18 protein-coding genes and 1 riboswitch are annotated in these 21,750 nt (G+C 36.7%); of the genes, 15 read left to right on the top strand and 3 right to left on the bottom strand.

Annotated elements, in window-relative coordinates; translation table 11 throughout:
- Positions 1–47 precede the first annotated feature (47 nt).
- Positions 48–221, bottom strand: a complete 174-nt coding sequence (locus DW114_RS21310) for a hypothetical protein (RefSeq protein ID WP_158552350.1) — start codon at positions 219–221, stop codon at positions 48–50.
- 189 nt (positions 222–410) lie between these two features.
- Between DW114_RS21310 and DW114_RS14635 the strand changes: the two genes are divergently transcribed.
- Complete coding sequence (locus DW114_RS14635) at positions 411–635, top strand: hypothetical protein (protein ID WP_117454482.1); 225 nt, start codon at positions 411–413, stop codon at positions 633–635.
- A 37-nt stretch (positions 636–672) separates the two neighbouring features.
- Here DW114_RS14635 and DW114_RS14630 read toward each other — a convergent pair whose 3' ends face one another.
- Positions 673–2,043, bottom strand: a complete 1,371-nt coding sequence (locus DW114_RS14630) for a BclA C-terminal domain-containing protein (RefSeq protein WP_117454481.1) — start codon at positions 2,041–2,043, stop codon at positions 673–675.
- A 297-nt stretch (positions 2,044–2,340) separates the two neighbouring features.
- On the opposite strand from DW114_RS14630, the gene DW114_RS14625 reads away from it, so the two are divergent.
- From DW114_RS14625 to DW114_RS14575, 11 genes are all read left to right on the top strand, one after another.
- A complete protein-coding gene (locus DW114_RS14625; RefSeq protein ID WP_117454480.1) occupies positions 2,341–7,302 on the top strand; it encodes a diguanylate cyclase domain-containing protein in 4,962 nt (1,653 codons plus the stop codon).
- A 53-nt stretch (positions 7,303–7,355) separates the two neighbouring features.
- Positions 7,356–7,463: riboswitch (TPP riboswitch) on the top strand.
- A 76-nt stretch (positions 7,464–7,539) separates the two neighbouring features.
- On the top strand, positions 7,540–8,850 hold the full coding sequence (gene thiC, locus DW114_RS14620) for a phosphomethylpyrimidine synthase ThiC (RefSeq protein WP_117454479.1): 1,311 nt from the start codon (positions 7,540–7,542) through the stop codon (positions 8,848–8,850).
- 348 nt (positions 8,851–9,198) lie between these two features.
- Entirely contained in the window at positions 9,199–10,701 is a 1,503-nt protein-coding gene (locus DW114_RS14615) for an RNA-binding domain-containing protein (protein ID WP_117454478.1), read from the top strand.
- A 182-nt stretch (positions 10,702–10,883) separates the two neighbouring features.
- On the top strand, positions 10,884–11,315 hold the full coding sequence (locus DW114_RS14610; RefSeq protein WP_117454477.1) for a GNAT family N-acetyltransferase: 432 nt from the start codon (positions 10,884–10,886) through the stop codon (positions 11,313–11,315).
- The gene (rbsK, locus tag DW114_RS14605; protein WP_117454476.1) at positions 11,312–12,238 is read left to right on the top strand and encodes a ribokinase; all 927 of its coding nucleotides are present in this window, start codon (positions 11,312–11,314) and stop codon (positions 12,236–12,238) included. The genes DW114_RS14610 and rbsK overlap by 4 nt, the downstream gene beginning before the upstream one ends.
- Positions 12,231–13,151 carry a ribonucleoside hydrolase RihC gene (gene rihC / locus DW114_RS14600; protein WP_117454475.1) on the top strand — a complete coding sequence of 307 codons (921 nt, stop codon included), beginning with the start codon at positions 12,231–12,233 and terminating at the stop codon, positions 13,149–13,151. Before rbsK ends, rihC begins: the two co-directional genes overlap by 8 nt.
- 21 nt (positions 13,152–13,172) lie before the next feature.
- On the top strand, positions 13,173–14,531 hold the full coding sequence (gene dcuC / locus DW114_RS14595; protein WP_117454474.1) for a C4-dicarboxylate transporter DcuC: 1,359 nt from the start codon (positions 13,173–13,175) through the stop codon (positions 14,529–14,531).
- Positions 14,532–14,596: 65 nt separating this feature from the next.
- On the top strand, positions 14,597–16,012 hold the full coding sequence (gene dcuC, locus DW114_RS14590; protein WP_117454473.1) for a C4-dicarboxylate transporter DcuC: 1,416 nt from the start codon (positions 14,597–14,599) through the stop codon (positions 16,010–16,012).
- 16 nt (positions 16,013–16,028) lie between these two features.
- A complete protein-coding gene (locus DW114_RS14585; RefSeq protein WP_117454472.1) occupies positions 16,029–16,850 on the top strand; it encodes a transketolase in 822 nt (273 codons plus the stop codon).
- Positions 16,847–17,764, top strand: coding sequence for a transketolase family protein (locus DW114_RS14580; protein WP_117454471.1), 918 nt, complete (start codon positions 16,847–16,849; stop codon positions 17,762–17,764). The genes DW114_RS14585 and DW114_RS14580 overlap by 4 nt, the downstream gene beginning before the upstream one ends.
- Positions 17,765–17,880: 116 nt before the next feature.
- Positions 17,881–18,894 carry a LacI family DNA-binding transcriptional regulator gene (locus tag DW114_RS14575; RefSeq protein WP_117454470.1) on the top strand — a complete coding sequence of 338 codons (1,014 nt, stop codon included), beginning with the start codon at positions 17,881–17,883 and terminating at the stop codon, positions 18,892–18,894.
- A 41-nt stretch (positions 18,895–18,935) separates the two neighbouring features.
- Here the strand turns inward: DW114_RS14575 and DW114_RS14570 are convergent, their stop codons facing one another.
- Complete coding sequence (locus tag DW114_RS14570) at positions 18,936–19,271, bottom strand: PD-(D/E)XK nuclease domain-containing protein (protein ID WP_233511384.1); 336 nt, start codon at positions 19,269–19,271, stop codon at positions 18,936–18,938.
- A gap of 141 nt (positions 19,272–19,412) precedes the next feature.
- Here DW114_RS14570 and DW114_RS14565 point away from each other — a divergent pair, with 141 nt between their 5' ends.
- From DW114_RS14565 to DW114_RS14555, 3 genes are read left to right on the top strand one after another with little or no spacing between them, the layout of a single operon-like run.
- On the top strand, positions 19,413–20,051 hold the full coding sequence (locus DW114_RS14565) for a hypothetical protein (protein ID WP_117454468.1): 639 nt from the start codon (positions 19,413–19,415) through the stop codon (positions 20,049–20,051).
- A gap of 24 nt (positions 20,052–20,075) precedes the next feature.
- Positions 20,076–20,783, top strand: a complete 708-nt coding sequence (locus DW114_RS14560; protein WP_233509543.1) for a hypothetical protein — start codon at positions 20,076–20,078, stop codon at positions 20,781–20,783.
- Entirely contained in the window at positions 20,770–21,645 is an 876-nt protein-coding gene (locus DW114_RS14555; RefSeq protein ID WP_117454467.1) for a MucBP domain-containing protein, read from the top strand. Before DW114_RS14560 ends, DW114_RS14555 begins: the two co-directional genes overlap by 14 nt.
- Positions 21,646–21,750: the final 105 nt, after the last annotated feature.

Raw genomic sequence — 21,750 nt, 5'->3', positions numbered from 1 at the left:
ATTCAGTACGTTTTAATTATTTGTACTGTCTACTTTTGAGAATCGTATCATTCATTCTTGTTGCTGTCAAATTTTTCACATAACTGAGTTAAACGCTGTTTCATGGTATTTTCAGCTGTAACGATTTCGATACTTTCTAAAGACTGCCATGCGATGATCGAGATGATCACACTGGAAATCATAATTACAATACTGATATAACGTGTAAACAGTTTCTGCATGACAATCCCCCCTATCCTGTGACATATATATTATATTATATCGTAATTTGGATGAAATTTGTAAAATAATCCAGATATAAATGGTGGAAAAGTGAAATCTATCAGAATTTTTTTTGATTAATGTAGTTATTTCAATGAACTATATGTTACTATAGAGTTAGAAAAAGCCTAATACAGGGAGGGATTCAAATGAAAATAAACAAATATGTACGGACTTTGATATTTTGTATTGGTTGCTTTGTTATATATTGTGCGATGGATTATATAGTAAAAAAATGGCTTGTCATACCAAATTTTGAATACATGTATATCATAGAAGCCATTGTAACGGTACTTGTATGCAGCTTGTTGGAACATGTTTTTTATGACTTTGATCCTTCACATAATGGAGATGTTACCTTGAAATCAAAATAATATATGTAAGAAAACAGACTGAATATTCAGCCTGTTTTTATTCTATGCCTGCATCATCTAATCGCTTTACTGTTAAGGTGACACTTACACCTGTTCCCAGCGTTAATGTTAATGCTAATAAGGCAGAAACAGTCATCGTAATGACATCTCCTGCATTCAAGCTTTCAATAACACTGCCAGAGTAAATGGATTCTATACCCACAGCAAGTAAATGTGTTTCCTGTGTACTGGCAATGGCAGCACCATTTCTTCTTACAGCTAAAGTAACTGCCGCCCCTAAAGAAGCAGATGCATTAAACATGTAGTTGATTTCATAAACTCCGGTTTCGTTGATGGTTAAGGCATTCACAGTTGATGTTGTTACATTGTTTGCTGGCATCGTCACAGGTAATGGAAGGGTTGTAGCAGAACCAACAATCAGACTTAAGGTCTGTGGTGTAGCATTGTATTTTCCACCATATGCCAATAAACCACCACCTGCTCCTGCCGGCCCAGTAGCACCTGTGGCACCTGTTGCACCCGTAATTCCTGTAGCACCTGTGATGCCTGTAGGCCCTGTTGCCCCATCTAAACCAGTCGCCCCAGTATTTCCAGTAGGGCCTGTCGCTCCCGTTAAACCAGTGGCACCTGTTGGTCCTGTATCACCAGTTAATCCGGTAGATCCAGTATTACCTGTAGGCCCTGTGGCACCTGTTAAACCAGTGGCACCGGTTGCCCCTGTACTACCTGTAAGTCCAGTAGGCCCCGTTGCGCCCGTGTTTCCGGTAGGCCCGATTTCACCCGCAAGCCCTGTGGCACCTGTAGGCCCAATTAAGCCAGCTGGTCCTGTTGCCCCAGTATTGCCATCTGCCCCTGTACTACCTGTGGCACCTGTTGGTCCTGTGGCACCAGTTGCTCCCGTTACTCCGGTTGCCCCTGTTGCACCCGTGATTCCTGGCAAACCATCTGCGCCGGTATTTCCTCTAGCCCCCGTTGGACCCGTGGCACCTTGGATACCAGTCGCCCCAGTATTACCTGTGGCACCCGTTGGTCCAATGTTACCCTGAATTCCTTGAACACCCGTAGGCCCAGTCGCACCATTTGCGCCCGTTGCCCCTGTTGCCCCAGTGATACCAGAAGCTCCAGTGGCACCAGTTGCACCCGTGCTTCCTCTAGGCCCTGTTGGTCCCGTTGCTCCATCAGCTCCCGTAGGCCCAGTCGCTCCAGTGGCACCAGTGTTTCCTGTAGGCCCCGTAGCACCTACACCAGGTCCCGTTGCGCCAGTCGCACCGGTTGCTCCTGTGGCACCTGTTGCTCCTCGAAATCCTCTTGGTCCTCGACAACAGCCGCAATAATCATCATTACGTACTGCACATGGTTCACAACATTGCGAAGCATTTTCATCATAATATGCATCATCAAAATTCATATTTTCACCTCATTTATTTCAATCTATGATATGAACCAGATTTCCTAAGTGAGCGGGCAAACACCCAGAAAGTAAATAAAAAATAAATTTTCATTGTTACATTTCTCCTCATTTGAACGAAAACATATAGAATAAAAAAGTTTATAGTAAAATCTTCAAAAAACTTTTTTAAATTTATACACACCACTCAAAATAGTGGTAAAATTATTATAATAAGAAACAGTGATGTAAATGTGACATAGGGAGTTGTAAGCAAATCATAATCTAGAATTAAAGACCAGAACGGAGGCCTATATTATGGGTAAGCAGCAGTACAAGGATTTTCAAGAGGGTGTTTTTGTAATCAATGAAGATTACCATATCGTGTATATGGATGAGGGGATAAAATATAATTTTCCTCTTTGTAGAATGGGGGAACAATGCTTTAGCTCTTTACGTATGCAGCATACGCCTTGTCGGGATTGTCCAATTCATCTAAATCATCTCATTCGTACACAGACAACCAGTAATTTTATGTTGTACTATCCTGAATTAAAACGCTGGCTGATCTATAATATGATTCATGTACAATGGCCAAAAGAGGGGAACTGTGTTTTAATCTCGTTAAAATCCGTATTAAATGCACAGCATATCGTAAATCTGAAAATGAATAAAGAAGCCAATTACGAGGAAGCTTTTGAATTAAATTTAAAGAAGCATACATATACGTCTTTATATTTAGAAGAAGATAATAAAATCGCTACGGAAGGAAATCTGGATAACTTTATTCAGACGATATGCTATAAATCTATACATCCACATGACCAAAAGGAGTTTATGGACTTTTTTTATCTTGCCACAATGAACCAGCGCTTAGAACATATGGGCTTTATCAATAAAGAATTCCGTGTTTTATACAATAAAGATGAATATCGCTGGATGTCTTTTTATATCACACCGGTGACAAAGCTGTTAGAACAACAGATGTGCTTATTATTTGTGATTGATGCGGAAAGGCAATATGTCGTTGAACAAACAACTGCAGAAAATGCTTTATATCAGATGCTAGATCCATTAACAGGTCTTTATAATGCATCTACATTTCACAAAATGGTAAGAGAACGTTTAAAAGAAGAAAAAGATCAATCCTATGGTATCGTGAATATCGATATTGAACATTTCAAATTATTCAACGATTGGTATGGTACAGAAGAAGGCGATAAGCTGTTGATTTATATCGCAGAAAAAATTAAAAGTAAAACAGGAACCTGTCGTGGAATTGGGGCACGCTTTGGCGGCGATGATTTTATGATGTTACTGCCTGAAAAATATTGTAATGTGAAAGTGATAGAAAAAGAAATCTTTGCATGGATGCAGGGATATGCAAGTGATGTAAAATTCCTTCCTACAGGTGGCATCTATATCATCGAAGATCATGATATATCTGTCACATTAATGTGTGATCGGGCTACTTTGGCATTGAACAGTGTTAAAGGCAATTATGCAACACGTGTAGCTTTTTATAATGGAACGATGAAACAGAAACTAGAAAATGAACAAGAGATTTTGTTTGGGGTAAAACATGGCTTAGAAAATGAAGAATTTGAAGTCTATTATCAGCCGCAATGTAATGCAAGAACCAATAAAATCATTGGTGCGGAAGCCTTAGTCAGATGGAATCATCCTCAAAAAGGAATGCTTGCGCCATTATCATTTATTCCAATATTAGAATCCAGCGGCTTTATATCCAAGCTGGACTATTATGTGTGGGAACATGTCTGTAAGCTGCTGCATGAGCGTATCAAGGCTAATCTGGAAGTAGTGCCAATATCTGTCAATGTTTCCCGTATGGATATTTATCAATATCATATTACGGAAGTATTTTTAGAATTAATAAAAAAATATGAATTGCCAGCCAATATTTTAGAAATAGAAATAACAGAAAGTGCATATACAGAGAATTATGATTCTCTGATTGAATCAGTGACAGAATTAAGAAAAGCAGGCTTCATTGTATTAATGGATGATTTTGGCAGTGGTTATTCTTCCTTGAATATGTTGAAGGATATGGAAGTAGATGTCTTAAAAATTGATATGAAATTTTTGGAGATGAATGAAATTAGTGAAATGAAAGGTTCTGGCATATTGGAATCTATCGTTCAAATGGGAAAATGGCTTGGTCTACGTTTAATTGCAGAGGGTGTGGAAACACAAAAACAAATTGAGAATCTATTAAGTTTGGATTGTGAATATGTACAAGGCTATTATTACTATAAACCTATGTCTACCAAAGATTTTATCAGCTTATTAAATCAAAAAGATAAAATAGATACACGTGGCATATTAGCAAAGAAGCTGCCTACGATACAGCTGGATGATCTGTTTCATAAGGATATTACCAGCGAAGCGATGTTAAATAATTTACTGGGTGGTATTGCTTTATATGAACTGATTGATGGAGATAAGCTGGAAATTCGTATGGTCAATAATACGTATTATCATATTACCGGTTGTAATTCCGTTGATTTAAATGAACGGAAAGAAAATATCTTAAAACAGATTCATCCTGATGATGTGCCAATGGTGATGGAAATATTCCATAATGCGGAAAAATCACCAATGCTGGGCGCAAGCGGCGTATTCCGCCGTTATCGCTTAAATGGTGAACTCATGTGGATGCATATGCGCTTATTCTTCCTGCGTACCCAGGGCAACAGTAAGTTATTTTATGGTGCAATCTCTGATTACAGTGAAATGGTAAATCTGAAAAATGGAATGCTGCGTCTTTTAGATACGATTCCAGGCGATGTGCTTGAATTCAAAGTCAAAGACAATAAGATTGTTTCCCGTCATGTGGTATGTGCGGGCTTAGCAGCGCAACATGGCTATGACAAAGCAGAGTATCGAGAACTGATTGCGGTAGATGGCAGTCATACCCTGATTTATGAAGAAGATCGTAAACGGGTAATGGATATCATGACAAACCCTATGAAATGGGCGGAACATGAAGGCATAGAATTTAGAGATGTCGCAAAAGATGGAAGTATTCTATGGCTGGAAATCAGTGTACACTATGCTGGCTCTGAAGAAGGTGTGGATATCTATGATACCCTGTGTACAGATGTGACAGCCATTAAGAAGCAGGAAAAAGAACTGTTGGATTCACAAAATGTACTTCAAAGTATTCTGGGTATTTCCAATGCAAAAGGCTCTAAAGTATCCTTAGCAATGAAAAATAAAGAATATGCAGCTTATCTGTTCGCAAATTCTATGAGTGGTGGTATTATCGCTGGTTATTGTGATGAAGGCTTTACCCTGTATTTCGCAAATGATGAAATCATCAGTTTACTGGGATTTGATTCTTATCAGGATTTTTATGATGGGATCAATGGTAAATTAATGAACACAATCTATATAGAAGATCGCAACCGAGTAAAAAGAGATATTGGGGATAACTTTTATGAGGGCTACGAATATACAGTAAACTATCGTATGGTACGTAAAAACAATTCCTTATTATGGGTCATTAACAGAGGAAGGGTGATTAAGGCTGAAAATGATCAGCTTGCGGTAATTTCTTATTGTATCGATATCAGTGAAAAAATGAATACACAGATGGAATTAAGAAAAGCCCAGGAGGATATCAACCTTTTAAATTCTCTGGTACCAGGAGGCTATCATCAATGTTACGATAAACCAGATTTTCCAATTAAACATGTATCTGATCGATTCCTTGATATGATTGGATACACCAAAGAAGAACTGGAGCTAAACTTTGATAATAAATACATCAACCTGATATATCCTGCCGATCGAGAGCTCATGCGTGAAACAGTACGTTACTCTCGTGGCAATCAAGGATTATTTACGGGAGAATACCGATTATATACAGCCAATGGAATTATCTGGGTGCGTGATCAAACACGGATCATCATAGAAGATAACGAATGTTTCTTTGCAGGTATCATTGAAGATATCACAGACATTATCAATATGAAACAGAAACTGGAAACCATTGTCGCAAATACACCGGGAGATGTTTTCTGTATAGAGAATAACGAAATATATTTCTATAGTTTTAACCTTTCAAAAACAATGGGTTATTCCCATGAAGAGTATAAACAGCAGATCATAGAAACCAAAGGTACCTGCTTTACAGATCCAAGAGATAAAAAGATGGTTCATGAAGCCATTTTCAACGCAAGAAAAACCAAACAGGATATTGATCTGATGTTTCGCAGTATCACGAAAAACAAAGAAACCCGCTATATTCATATGATTGCGATGAACAGAGGATTATATGAAGGAGATCTTTTGTATTATGGAATTATGATGGATGCGACAGCACTTATCAATAAGGAACAAGAATTAAATATTACCCAGCAGATGTATGAAAGCATTATCCATCAGGCAAATCTAAGTGTTTGGGAATATGAAGCAAAACGAGATATTCTGACAATCAATGAAGATGGATTAAAACAAATCTGTACAATGAATCCCAATAACGCAGTAAAGAACTATAATAACTATATACTGAGTGATTTCTTAAAACGTGATTATAATCGATATTCTGGATGTAAAAGCCTGGAATTGTTGAAAAATAAAATCTTAAAACATAAATTCAACGAAGAAATTATTGAAGTCATGTTATTTAGCAATCTTCATCGCTGGGTAAAATTAACCTGTGAGCCTATCTTTGATGAAAATGGTGAATTGATCAAAGTAATAGGATATCTTCAAAATATCAGTAAACAGGTAGAAAAGGAAACACTGGCAAAAGAAGAAAAGAAATATGCACAGTTTGATTCTTTGACAGGTATTTATAATCGTCGTATGGGTGAATTAATGATGCGTAATGCACTTGCGTTATGCAGCAGTAAGCAGAAATATGCATTGATGATGATTGATCTTGATGATTTCAAACAAATCAACGACCAATATGGACATTTACAGGGAGATCGTGTATTACGTGAAATCGCCTCCGTGATTATGACGCATATGGGTAATGGAGATATCTTCTGCCGTTATGGTGGAGATGAATTCTTAGTTCTGATGAAATATCAACAATTAGATGCCATCAAACAAAAAATCAATGCTATTCAAAACAGTCTTGCGAAATGCTGTACCCTTCAGGGAAATGAAAATGTTTATATATCCATTGGCGTTGCCACAGCACCAATGCATGGAATGAATCTGCAAGTCTTATATGAGAAAGCAGATAAAGCTTTATATCGTGCAAAATTAAATGGAAAGAATCAATATTATATTTACGCAGAATAGTATATTGTAAAATTTACATTGACTTATTGGTTTATGTATGGTCTAATAAATACGTACAAAAAATGGGGTGCCAATGATGGCTGAGATTGGATCAATAAAGATCCTGACCCACTGAACCTGATACGGGTAATGCCGGCGAAGGGATTTTATTGTGACGAAAGTGTAATCCACGATATAAATTTACTAAGCAAAAGCTGACACCGTAGCAGGCGTTCAGCTTTTTTTAGGAGGAAGAAAATGGAATACACAACACAAATGAACGCTGCTAGAAACAACGTGATCACAAAAGAAATGAAAGCTGTCGCAGCCTATGAACAGATGGATGTAGAAGAGGTACGCGATTATGTTGCGAAAGGACAAATTGTCATTCCGGCAAATAAAAACCATACCTGTTTAAAACCTTATGGGATTGGCAGAATGCTAAAAACAAAAATTAATGTTAATCTGGGCACAAGTAAAGACTGTTTAGATTTGGATATGGAAATGGAAAAAGTCAAAAGTGCCGTAAACATGGGCGCAGAAGCTATCATGGATTTAAGCTCTTTTGGGGATACACAAACATTTAGAAGAAAGCTGACAAAAGAATGTCCAGCAATATTAGGAACTGTGCCAATTTATGATGCAGTCGTTTACTACAATAAGGCATTAAAAGATATCACAACACAGGAATGGATGGATGTATTTCGTATGCATGCAGAAGATGGTGTAGATTTTATGACTATCCATTGTGGAATAAACAAACGTACAGCACAACGCTTTAAAGACAATAAACGTATCACAAACATTGTATCCAGAGGCGGCTCTATCATTTTCGCATGGATGGAAATTACAGGAAATGAAAATCCATTCTATGAACGATTTGATGAAGTGCTGGATATCTGCCAGAAATATGATGTTACTTTAAGTTTAGGCGATGCATGTCGCCCTGGCTGTATTGAAGATGGTTCTGATATTTCTCAGATCGAAGAACTTGTGACATTAGGGGAACTAACAAAACGGGCATGGGAAAAAGATGTTCAGGTCATGATTGAAGGACCAGGTCATATGCCTTTAAATCAGATTCAGGCAAATATGGAAATTCAGAATACCATTTGTAAAGGCGCACCATTCTACGTATTAGGACCTATTGTTACAGATGTTGCACCAGGTTATGATCATATCACGGCAGCGATTGGTGGTGCCATTGCGGCTACTTATGGTGCAAGTTTCCTATGTTATGTAACACCGGCTGAACACCTGCGTCTACCAGATGTGAATGATGTAAAAGAAGGTATTATCGCAAGTAAAATCGCAGCACATGCGGCAGATGTTGCCAAAGGTGTTAAAGGTGCGATTGACTGGGATCACAAGATGGCAATGGCAAGAAGAAATCTGGATTGGGAAACCATGTTTGAAACAGCGATTGATCCTGAAAAAGCAAGACGATATCGTAAAGACAGCACACCAGAAAGAGAAGATACATGTACAATGTGTGGAAAAATGTGTGCAATTCGTAATATGAATAAGATACTAAATGGGGAAAACGTGGATATCATGGAAGAAGAATAATGAGAAAACATCGTCGATTTCGGCGATGTTTTTCTATAGGATGTTATAGAGAAGTGAATTAAAATATTTGAATTAATCATTTTTTTTATGATTAAACGTGTTATACTATTGAATATAATGAAAGTCGTCGATAAGTCGTCGATAAGTCGTCGATAAGTCGTCGATAAGTCGTCGATTAAAAAATATGGTTATCGGTCAAAAAGCCTTTAAAATAGCGTATTTTGATAAAAAATAGTCGTTGATAAGTCGTCGATAAGTCGTCGATAAGTCGTCGATAAGTCGTCGATAAGTCGTCGATAAGTCGTCGATAAATCGTTTAAAGAAATTAAAAACGGATGGGAGGAAATTATGTCAATACCAATTACAATTGATTCTTTAATGGAGAGAAATATTGTTGAATGGGCCAGGATTGAATTTAAGGAAGGCTGGAATCCAGACACAACCTTAAAAACTATAAGTGCATTTGCTAATGATATAGATAATTGGGGTGGAGGCTATATTATTATAGGAATTGAAGAAAAAAATGGTGTAATTAAAAGACCAATTAAAGGATTGAATCCAGATTCTATTGATTCAATTCAAAAAAGTATTTTACAATTTTGTAAATATATAAGACCTGTTTATATTCCTGTCACGCAACCAGTCTATTATGAAAATGCTTTGCTTTTACTTATTTGGGTACCTGGTGGTTATGAAAGACCATACCAATGTCCCAAAGTTCCTACATCAAAAAACAGTGAAAAATTATATTATATTAGAAAATTATCTAGTACAATTGTTGCTTCTAATGCTGATGTAAAAGAATTAATATCATTATCCCATAACGTTCCCTTTGATGATCGTATGAATATGAATGCTGAGATAAGCGATTTAAAACGTGAAATTATTAAAGACTATTTAAGAGAAGTAGAAAGTTCTTTAATAGAAACGGTTGATACTATGGAATTAGAGAAGTTAGCAAATGATTTGAGAATTGCAAACGGGCCTAAAGAGTATTATAGACCCTTAAATGTTGGCTTGTTATTTTTTAATGATGCACCAGAGAGATTTTTTCCCTATACACAAATCGAGGTAGTAAACATACCTGATCCAACAGGACAAGGTATGGAGGAAAGGATTTTTAAAGGACCAATACATCAACAATTAAAAAGTGCTTTGGCATACATAAAAAATAATGTTATTGCTGAAAAGGTGTTTAAGGTTGAAGATAAAGCTGAAGCAGAACGATATACCAATTATAGCTACTCAGCGATTGAAGAATTTCTTTCAAATGCAGTATATCATAAATCATATCAAATAAATGAACCGGTTACTGTGAGGATTGAAAAAGAATCGATTGAAATAACAAATGCTCCTGGTCCCGATAGGTCAATTAGTGATAAAGACATAAAAACATTTCATATGCGAACACGTAGATATCGAAATAGGCGAATAGGAGATTTTTTAAAGGAATTGCATTTGATTGAGGGAAGAAATACTGGTATTCCTACAGCATTAAAGGCGATAAAAGCGAATAAATCGCCATTGCCGATTTTCCTAACCGATAAAGAACGATCATTTTTTTCCGTGATTTTACCAATACATGAAACTTTTAAAGAAAGAAAATCGGATGCTTTAGATAATGGTGTGCAAATTGCAAAAACGAAAAGAACCAGAGAAGAATTAGAAAAAGCAATATTAAAAGAATTAGGTACGGATATTATGTCTTTAAAAGAACTTTATAAGAGTTTAGGATATACAGGAAATCCATCAAAAACATTTAAAGAATGTATTAATGATTTAATTACGAAAAAAAAGATATCAAAAACTACTATTTCAAGAACAATATTTTTAGAACGAAAAAAGCAATGAATCATCCTCATTGCTTTTTTTTGATTGAAAAATTGTAAAACTGTTGGAGTGCCAACAGTTTTTGTAAAAGCTTACAAAGAAATGATAAAACGTTTTGTCAAAAAGTATTGACAACGCTTTCATCACGTGTTAGGATAATTGTGCAAGATAGATAAAACGTTTTATCAAACTGAGGTGAGAACATGAATTTAGAAATAAGAGATAACGCTTTAACACCAGATATCTATATCAGCTTAAGAAAAAAAGTAGACTTTAAAGAATATGCGTATGATGATGTTGTTGTAGCACTTCATAACTCTATCTATACAGTTGTCATTTATGATGATGACAAACCAATCGCAATTTCAAGAATTGTTGGGGATGATCGTATCGTTTTCTTCATTAAAGATGTGGTTGTTGATCCAGACTATCAGAAGATGAAGATTGGAAAGCTTTTGATGAAAAGCATGTTTCAGTACATCGCAAAGAAGGCATGTCAGGGGGCATACATTGGTCTGATGTCTACGCCATGCTGTGTGGAATTTTATGAAAAATATGGATTTGTGAAAAGACCAAGTGAAGGCTTAGGACCAGGCATGTTAAAATATTTTGATAAGAATGAGGTGATCGCATGAAAAAGGTAATCGTACTTGGAAGTTTAAATATGGATTTAAGTATCAACAGTGATTATATGCCAAAGAAAGGGGAAACCATCAACGGATATGATTTCTTGATCAATCCAGGTGGAAAAGGTGGCAACCAGGCAGTCGCAGCCGCAAAACTTGGCGCAGATACAAGAATGATTGCGAATGTTGGAAATGATATCTTTGGTCAGGAGATTTTAAATAAATTAAAGGAATATGGTGTGTGTACAGACGATATCAGTATTTCTAAATTTGATTCTACAGGCGTTGCGGTGATTATCTGTTGTGATCATGATAATCGTATCATCTTAGGAAATGGTGCGAATCATACTTTAACCTTTTCTATGGTAAAGGAACGTTTAGATGCAATCGCAGAAGAAGGAGATATCTTCTTAACACAGTTGGAAAATGATTTTCAGGTAGTAGATGCTTCTATTCGCTATGCGAAGAAAAAAGGTTTATATACGATTTTAAATCCAGCACCGGCAAGAGTATTGGAAGAAGATTTATATAACTACTTAGATCTGATCGTGGTAAATCAAAGTGAATGTCAGTTATTAACTGGTATTTATCCTAATGATGATGAGTCCTGCATCAAAGGTTTACAAGCATTTGAAAACAGAGGTGCTAAAGCAATTATCACATTAGGTGCTCATGGAAGTATCACCCAAATGGAAGATACGCCAGTATTTGTGGATAGCCGTAAAGTTGAAACAGTGGACACCACAGGCGCAGGCGATTCTTATATCGGTGCTTTGTGTGCATGTCTTGCGAAGGATATGCCAGTAAAAGAAGCACTGGAATTTTCGACAAAGGTAGCTGCCATCACAGTCACAAGACGTGGCGCGCAGGTATCCATTCCGTATACAGAAGAAGTTGAGTCATATTTCAAGGAGGAGAAAACACATGAATAAAAGACCGATAATTATTGACACAGACCCAGGTATTGATGATGCTTTAGCAATCGCAATTGCATTATTCTCTGATGAACTGGATGTGAAACTGATCACGACCGTGGCAGGTAATGTAGGCCTGGATAAAGTAACCTATAATGCATTACGTTTATTGAAATATTTTGAAAGAGAAGATATTCCTGTCGCAATGGGTGCGGATAGTCCATTGATTCGTCCTTATGAGGATGCCAGCAACGTACATGGAAAGAGCGGTATGGAAGGCTTTGATTTTGAAGAACCAACGATAAGCGCTATCAAAGAAAATGCGGTAGATGCAATGCGTAAAGTCATTATGGAAAGTGCTGAACCAGTGACACTAGTACCGATTGCCCCACTTACCAATATTGCATTATTGTTGAAAACATACCCAGAAGTAAAGAAAAACATTCGTGAAATCGTTATGATGGGTGGAAGTGCCAGCAGAGGAAATAAAGGGGTTATGTCTGAATTTAATGTAGCACTGGATCCTGAAGCTGCACATATGGTTTTCCACAGTGGAGTAAAACTTACCATGGTAGGTTTGGATGTTGGATTAAAGGCATTGGTATTGCCACAGGATAGTGAACGTATTAAAGATATGAATAAGACAGGTGCGATGGCATATTGTCTGTTTAAGAAATATCGTGGGGGAAGTTTCAATACGGGATTAAAAATGTATGACAGCAGTGCGATTGCTTATCTGTTGGCACCGGAAATGTTTACCGCTGAAGAAACATATCTGGATGTTGAGCTTGCGGGCAGTATGACAGCTGGATGTACAGTAGTAGATTTGAAAGGGTACTTACACCAAGATGCGAATGCAACCGTATGTCTGGATATTAACCAGGATGCATTCCGTCAATGGTTTGTGGACTCTATACAGAAGTGTATTTAATCAAAAGAGGAGGAAATTAAAATGTTAGAAGTTATTATTTCATTAGTCGTTGTACTTGCGGTTGTATATTTGATTACCAAAAAGTACAATGCAACTATCGCTTTGGCGTTAGGTGGTATCGCACTGTTATTTGCAGCTGCAGCACTTGGTCATCCAATCTTATCACCAGAGGAAACAACTGGTATTATCTGGTTGGATCCATTCAAAAAAATTGAATTATCATTCTTAAGTAATTTAGGCAACATTGGTTTAACCATCATGGTATTATTCGGTTATTCCAGCTATATGAATTTGATTGGCGCAAATGAAGTGACTGTCAATATCATGACAAAACCACTTGGTAGAATCAAAAGTAAATATATCCTGATTCCTATTATCTTCTTATTAGGTAACTTGTTATCTTTGGTTGTACCTAGTGCAAGCTCTCTAGCTGTATTATTGATGGCTACCTTATTCCCAATTCTTACAAGAATTGATGTATCACCACTTGCGGCTGGTGCTGTTATCGCAACGACTGCGACAATTATGCCAACACCACTTGGTGCTGATAACGTTATTGCTGCCAATACATTTGGTATGAATATCATGGATTATGTTATTGCACATGCGAAGATTTCTATTCCTGCATTGTTGTTAATGGCAGTTGCACACTATTTCTGGCAGAAATATCTGGATAAAAAAGATGGCACAAATGCTGAAATTGATAAGAGTAAGATCGCAGAACTGAATACAAATCTGCCACCTGCTTATTACGCTATTCTTCCAATCTTACCATTGATTCTGGTACTGGTATTCAATTTAGCATTAAAAGGTTTAAACTTGAACATCGGACTTGTAACGATTACCTTTATTTCTTTGATTGCATCTATTATTGTAGAATTAATTCGTAAACATGAATTTACACAGATTACACACGATATCCAGGAATTCTTCAAGGGTATGGGAAATGGTCTTGCTATGGTTGTATCCTTATTGGTTGCTGCCAACCTGTTAATTGAAGGTTTAAAAGTATTAGGTGTTGTAGATATGTTAACAAACTCAGTTACTGGTATTGAAGGTGCTGGTACCCTGATGATGCTTGCATTCTCTGGTGTTACATTCTTGATTGGTTTGATTTCTGGTGGTGGTTTAAGCGTATTCTATGCTACCGTAGATATGCTTCCTGGTATTGCACATGCAGCATCAGTAACCGGACCTATGATTGCACTTCCTATGCAGATGATTGCCAACCTGGTACGTTCTATTTCTCCAGTAGCGGCGTGTATCATGATTGTATGTTCTACAATGGGTGTTACACCAATGCAGCTGATTAAACGAACAAGTGTTCCAGTATTAGTTGGATGCGTTGCCTGTATGGTACTTGCTGTCGTATTATTATAATGAAAAGAAACAGAAAAGAATCTGGAGGCTCAGATTCTTTCTGTTATAAAATTTGAGGTGAATGTATGAATACAGTTGTTATGCTGATCACAACCGTTTTGGTGTTTGGTATTGTGATCTATATGCTGATTAAAAAAATGGATATTAAGACAACACTGTTTGCAATGGGAATTGTTTTAATGTATGTTGCGATATTTATGGGGAATGATATTGCAATCAAAGACTTTACATCTACCGGAGTCAAATGGTTAGATCCTCTGGCTGCCGTAATTTCACAATTCAAAACAACCATATCAGGTGCAGGATTGATTATTTTGGTATTAGGTGGTTATTCTTCCTACATGTCTAGCATTGGAGCCAACGATGTTACGGTTCATGTATTAACCAAACCGGTTATGAAGATTAAATCCGTTTATATTCTGGTACCATTTGTCTTTGTATTGGTCAATGTATTATCCCTTGTTATACCAAGTGCTTCTAATCTTGCGATTATCCTTCTTGCAACTTTATATCCGGTATTAAGAAGTGCTGGTATGTCCTCTATGACAGCTGCCGCAATTATCGCAACTGCCGCAACTGTTATGCCAACACCACTAGGCGGAGATAATGTTGCCATTGCCAATGAATTAGCAAATTATCCACAATATGCTGGATTAACTGTCACAGATTATGTCATTCAATACCATGCGATTATTTCTGTGCCTACCCTGCTGGTAATGGCAATCGCTCATTTCTTCTGGCAAAAGCATATGGATAAACATATGCCAAAAGAAGAAGGGCTGCCTGTGGCAAATGCCGAAGTACAGGCGATTGAAGGCAGTAAACTGTTTAAAATCGTATATGCCATTTTACCAGTATTTCCGATTTTATTGTTGATTGCGATCTATATCATGCAGACAATGCTGCACATGCAAATCAATATCAGTGTAGAAGTTGCTTCTATCTTCTCACTCATTATCGCTATTTTCTGTGAATTGATTCGTAAAAAAGGAACATCCAGCGTACTGGCACAAACAGAAGAATTCTTTAAAGGAATGGGGAATTCTATGTCTATTGTGGCATTATTAGTCAGTGCATCTGTATTTGTATTAGGTTTAAATTCTATTGGACTTATTTCAACCCTTCAAAATATGATGACAAGCATCAAAGGTAATGGTCTAGGATTTATTCTGCCACTCATCTTAGTAGGATTATCCTTATTGATCGTATTCTTAAGTGGAAGTGGGACAGCGCTGTTTTATGCTATGGTACCATTGATGATGCCACTTGCAATTGCAGCAGGAATTAATGCGACCGCAATATCTGTACCGATGGCATTAGCTGGCAACCTGATGAGAGCTGTATCGCCAGTAGCTGCTGTAACAGTCATCGTCGCAGGTTTTATCAAAGTAAATCCATTGGACCTAGTCAAAAGAACGAGTGTCCCAATGTTATCTGGAATCATCTTTATGTTTATCTTTTCTATGATGATTCTGTTGTAAAGGAGAACAAACGTATATGAATAAAGAAATGTTAGAAAAAAGAGCCAATCATATTCGTCAAAATATTGTTCGTATGGTATATGAAGCCAAATCAGGACATCCTGGCGGTTCTTTATCAGCGACAGATATCTTAACATATCTATATTTTGAAGAAATGGATATCAATGAAAAAAATGTAAGTGGAATAAAGCGTGATCGTTTTGTGTTATCCAAAGGGCATGCCAGTCCTTTATTATATGCTGTATTATCAGAAAAAGGATTGTTGCAGGAAGAAGAATTATCAGGTTTTCGTAAAATCCATTCCCGTCTGCAGGGACATCCGAATATGAATTATATAGATGGTGTGGATATGTCCACAGGATCTTTAGGACAGGGGATTTCCGCAGCTGCTGGTATGGCACTTGCAGGAAAGATAGATGAAACACCCTATCGTATATATACACTATTAGGTGATGGAGAATGTGAAGAAGGGGAAGTTTGGGAAGCTGCTATGTTTGCGGCACATTATCATTTAGATAATCTGTGTGCAATCGTAGATTTTAATGGTCTTCAGATTGATGGAGATGTACGTGATGTCATTGATCCTACACCGATCGATCAAAAATTTGAAGCATTTGGCTGGTATGTGGAGCATGTCAATGGACATGATTTTGATGAATTATCAAAAGCTTTCACAAAAGCCAGAGAAAACAAAGGCAAACCAACAATGATACTTGCCCATACCATCAAAGGAAAAGGGGTTTCCTTTATGGAAAACAACTATGCATGGCATGGCAGTGTACCAAATGATGAACAATACATACAGGCAATGAATGAATTAAAGGAGGAAAGCGTATGAGTAAGATGGCCACAAGAGAAGCCTATGGGAAGGCTTTAGCACAGTTAGTAGAGAAACGAAAAGATGTCATTGTATTAGACGCAGACCTCAGTAAATCCACAAAAACAGCAGATGCCAAAAAAGCAGCACCAAACCAACATTATAATATCGGTATTGCGGAAGGCAATATGATGGGTGTAGCCGCAGGACTAGCCTCAAGTGGAAAAGTTGTATATGCATCAAGTTTTGCGATGTTTGCGGCAGGAAGGGCTTATGAACAGATACGAAACAGTATTGCATATCCAAAACGCAATGTAAAAATATGTGCGACACATGCAGGAATCAGTGTAGGCGAAGATGGCGCATCTCATCAATGTATTGAAGATATCGCATTAATGCGTGTCATACCAGGAATGAAAGTATTTCAGCCATGTGATGAAGCAAGTACCAAAGCTATTATTGCGGCGATTGCGGATATCGATGGACCATGTTATGTAAGACTGGGACGTTGTGCAGTAGAATCGATATATCAGGATTACACCTTTACACTTGGCAAAGGACATGTTCTTCGCAAGGGAAAACATATCGCATTGATTGCAAGTGGACTGATGGTGCAGGAAGCATTAAAAGCAGCGGATATGCTGGAGGAAGAAGTCACAGTGATTGATATCGATTGTATCAAACCAATCGATCAGGAGCTGATTGTGGAAACTGCAAAAAATCATAATGTGATATATACCATAGAAGAACACAATGTCATGGCAGGTCTTGGTAGTGCTGTGGCGGAAGTATTGGCACCACTTGGATTATCCTGTAGACAAATCATGATTGGTATGCAAGACCAATTTGGGGAAAGTGGAACCCCACAAGAATTATTAAAAGCTTATGGATTAGATGCAGAAAGTATTGTGGAAAAAATTAAACAAACAAAATAACAGTCGAAGGACTGTTTTTTGTACTTACTTTTAGAAATTGAAAAATTCATTGTAAGAAATAATTCATTCATGTTACAATATGCTATATAAAGAAATCAATAAAGGGGATGTAACGTATGAAAATCACAATCAAAGATATTGCCAAAGAGGCAAATGTCAGTGTTACCACGGTATCCCTTGTCTTAAACCATAAACCATGTCGTGTAGCACAGGAAACAAGAGATAATATCATGGCGATAGCGAAAAAACATCATTATCGTGTTAATCAGTCCGCTAGAAGTCTGGTCACTAAAGAATCCAAGCTGCTAGGTCTAATTATTCCTGATATTGAAAACATATTCTTTTCTTCCTTATCAAAAAACATTGAAGAATACTGCCGTAAAAAAGGTTATGCCTTAATGATCATGAATACTAATGATAAAGCTTCTGATGATCTAATGTTGTTAGACTTGCTCGTATCACGTGGTGTAGATGGCTTATTTATCACCGTCAGTAATGAATCCTTTGAAGATGCAAAACAGATGCAGGAGGCATTAAAAAATTTAACGATACCTTATGTGATGATAGATCGTTTCTATCCAGAAATAAATAGTAATCGGGTATATTTCGATAATGAAAAAGGTGTTTTTCTTGCCATACAGCACTTTGTAGAACGTGGGCATACCAAAATTGCCTGTATTGGTGGTCCGGAAAGCAGTAAAAACGGCTCTTCTAGAACTATCGGTTATAAAAAAGCTATGCAGTACTTCCATTTGCCAATCAAACCAGAATATATAGAAATCGGAGATTATCGTTACCATAGTGGCTATGAAGCAGGACAGAAGCTGATTCAGACAGATGCAGAAGCTATCTTTGTCAGTAATGATATGATGACCTTAGGCTTGATCAAATGCCTGAGTGAACATCAATTGCGTATTCCAGAAGATTATTCTATTATCAGTTATGACAACTTGTTATACCCTTATATGCAGGGTTCAGAAATCACCTCTGTTGATCAGAATGTAAAAAAACTTGCGATTGAATCTTGTAAGGTCTTGTTATCCCACATAGAAAATGAAGATTTACCATGTGAAGATGTTCGTTTAGAGCCACACTTGATTATCAAAGACAGTGTACAATTTAAAAAGTAAAAAAAGTATATGAGAACAACCCATATACTTTTTTCATTAATTTATTTATATTTTTCTATCACACAGGTATGTTTCTTTGTTTCCTTATCATAGTTGATACCTACCAACAACAAATTATCTAAATACTTTTCTAAGCCAAAGAAATATTTCTTTTCTTTAATCTGTTTAATCGCAGTATCAGCATCTTTATCATATTTCAGTTCAATAATCATCGCTGGCTTATCATATCGTGGAATAAAAACGACATCCGCAAACTCTTTTCCACTTGGAAATTCTCTTACCATTGTATAATCATTTCTTGCCATGATATATGCTAGATAAATCGTATAAACATATTCTTTTATAACAACGCATAGGCAAATATATAACTCTATCATATATGGATATTTAATTATCAAAGAGAAAATGGTCACATCCATGGAAATTCAAATTGTAACCGTGTGACTATTTTGTTACTTCACTTCTATATACTTTGAGTAGGATGAAATTAGAATCTTTATGATGAGAGGAATGATCGTATGAAAAAAATAGTGATGGTATTAACAGCAGCTGTTTTACTTGGCTTCTTAGTATATCAAGGATCAATGGCATTCTTTCATGCGGAAACACAGGTTGGTGCTAAAATCAGTGCTGGAAGCCTGGGTATAGACTTGATTGAAAGCACTAATGAAACAAATGCTGAAAAAACAGAAAATGGATATAAATTTATGTCAGTTCTGCCAGGCGCAGAAATCAAAAGCAGCGTACATGTGGAAAATGTAAAAGAACATACTTTATATGTTCGTGTAACAGCAACCAAATATTGGGAAGATGGAAATGGAAATAAACTGCCAGATGCTGATGCATCTTTGATTAAGCTGGTTACCAAAGATCCTGCAAACTGGATCATTATGGATGATGCAGCAAATTCTAATTCAGAAAACGTTTATTTCTATTATAGAAAACCAATGAAATCTGATGAAGTATCTACGAATCTGATGGATGCAATTCAGATCAGTCCTGAATTAAAGGATACAAACTATTCTACATATCAAGTACATTTATCTTTTGATGCCGAAGCTGTACAGAGTATTTCAGGGAAAGATGCTGTATTGTCAGAATGGGGCGCAGAAATTGAATTTGATGAAAATGGAAACATCATCTCTGTTGAAGATTAGCGTATAAAGAAGGAGGAAACCTTTATGAAAATAAAAAAAATATTCCTATGTTCCGCTTTGTTAGCAATGATGATGGGGAGTGCATCCATTCATGCCGCTGATGGCGATATGGGATTGACATTTGAAGGTGACAGTGAAAAATTTATAACATATGAACAAAGCAGTGCTTATGAAAATATGGCACCTGGTGAAGAAAGAATTCAACAAATTACATTATCTAATGATGATTATCGTGAATTAAAGTTCTATGTTAGAAGTGAATATACCAATCCATTAGGTGAAGGTGTCGCAAATAACCAGATTGCCTATGATATTGAATTCTCTAATAATGGAGAAACATTCTATACTGGTAAAATTGGTGGTATGACACAAAGCAATATGGATTCATTAGATCAGAATTATTTATTAAAAACATTGAAAAAAGGTGAATCTACAACTGTATTGATGAAAATCAAAGTAGATGGAGATTCCATGGATAACACATACCAGAATACAGAAGGATACTTAAATCTGATATTCTCAGTAGAACATGAAGATAACACACCAGTGGAAAAAGTTGTGACAGTCATTAAAAAAGTCCCAGTGATCAATAAGATTCCTGGCGTACAGACTGGTGATACAACGGTTATTGGAACAATTCTTGGAATGTTTGTGGCAAGTTTAGCATTGATTATCGTGATTATTGTAATGAGGGTTAGAAACAGAAAGGGTGAAAGAAATGAAAAAGCGTAATAGATTTTTAACAGCTTTATCAGGCATTGTGATGGCATGCTTATTCCTTTTACCTATTTCCACTACAGATATTAAAGCAGCAGAATATGAAATCGTATTTAAGGCTGGTTCACACGGCAGTGTAGATGGTCAAAAAGAAGTATCTTATCATTTAAGTACAAATGATGTATTCCCTAATGAACCTACAGTATCAGCAGAAGAAGGTTATGTCTTTAAAGGATGGAGCAAACAGCTTCCTTCTGTTGGTTCAAAGGTAACAGGTAAACAAGTATATGTCGCAAAATATGGCGTATTGATCGATGGTGTATCATACACTGTACGCTATGTTGATGAAAATAAAACGGATATCGCTACACCTAAAACAATGTTAGGGGAACGTGGTACACAGATTGTGGAACGTGCAAAAACAGTTCCAGGTTATACCTATCAGCAAGCTGAACAGACATTTACATTAAAAGATGGAATGGAAATTCAATTTGTTTATACATTAACAAATCCTAACGAAGTTATTCGTTATGAAACGATAACACAGGAAGAAGTAGTTAATCAGGTTGTTCCACAGGAAAATGGCAACCAGAACAATGTAACACCTACTCCTAATCCAAATCCTACTCCAGCACCTAATCCTGATGTTGTTATCCCTGATGATAATCAGCCAAATGGTGATGGTAATAACGATAAGGACACAGATAAAGATAAAGACCAGACAGATATCAATGATCAGGAAACACCAGAAGGCGATGGTAAAGGCAATGATTATGCAATGTTAGCTGGCGGTTTGGGTATTCTGGTTGTCGCAGGTATCGCAATTATCTTCATGTATTGGAATAAAAAAAGACAAAACAATGAAGCCAATTCATAAATAAATAACAGAACATAGCCATCCTGATGCAGTGTGGCTATGTTTTCTTTCCAATCAATGGTCACACGAAAAACTTTTTTGTTACCACTATGTGACTTGACATTG

Source organism: Absiella sp. AM09-50 (assembly GCF_003433845.1).
Lineage (GTDB): Bacteria > Bacillota_I > Bacilli_A > Erysipelotrichales > Erysipelotrichaceae > Hoskinsella > Hoskinsella hominis.
The sequence above is the reverse complement of the archived record's forward strand: the minus strand, read 5'-3'. Positions and strand labels throughout refer to the sequence as shown.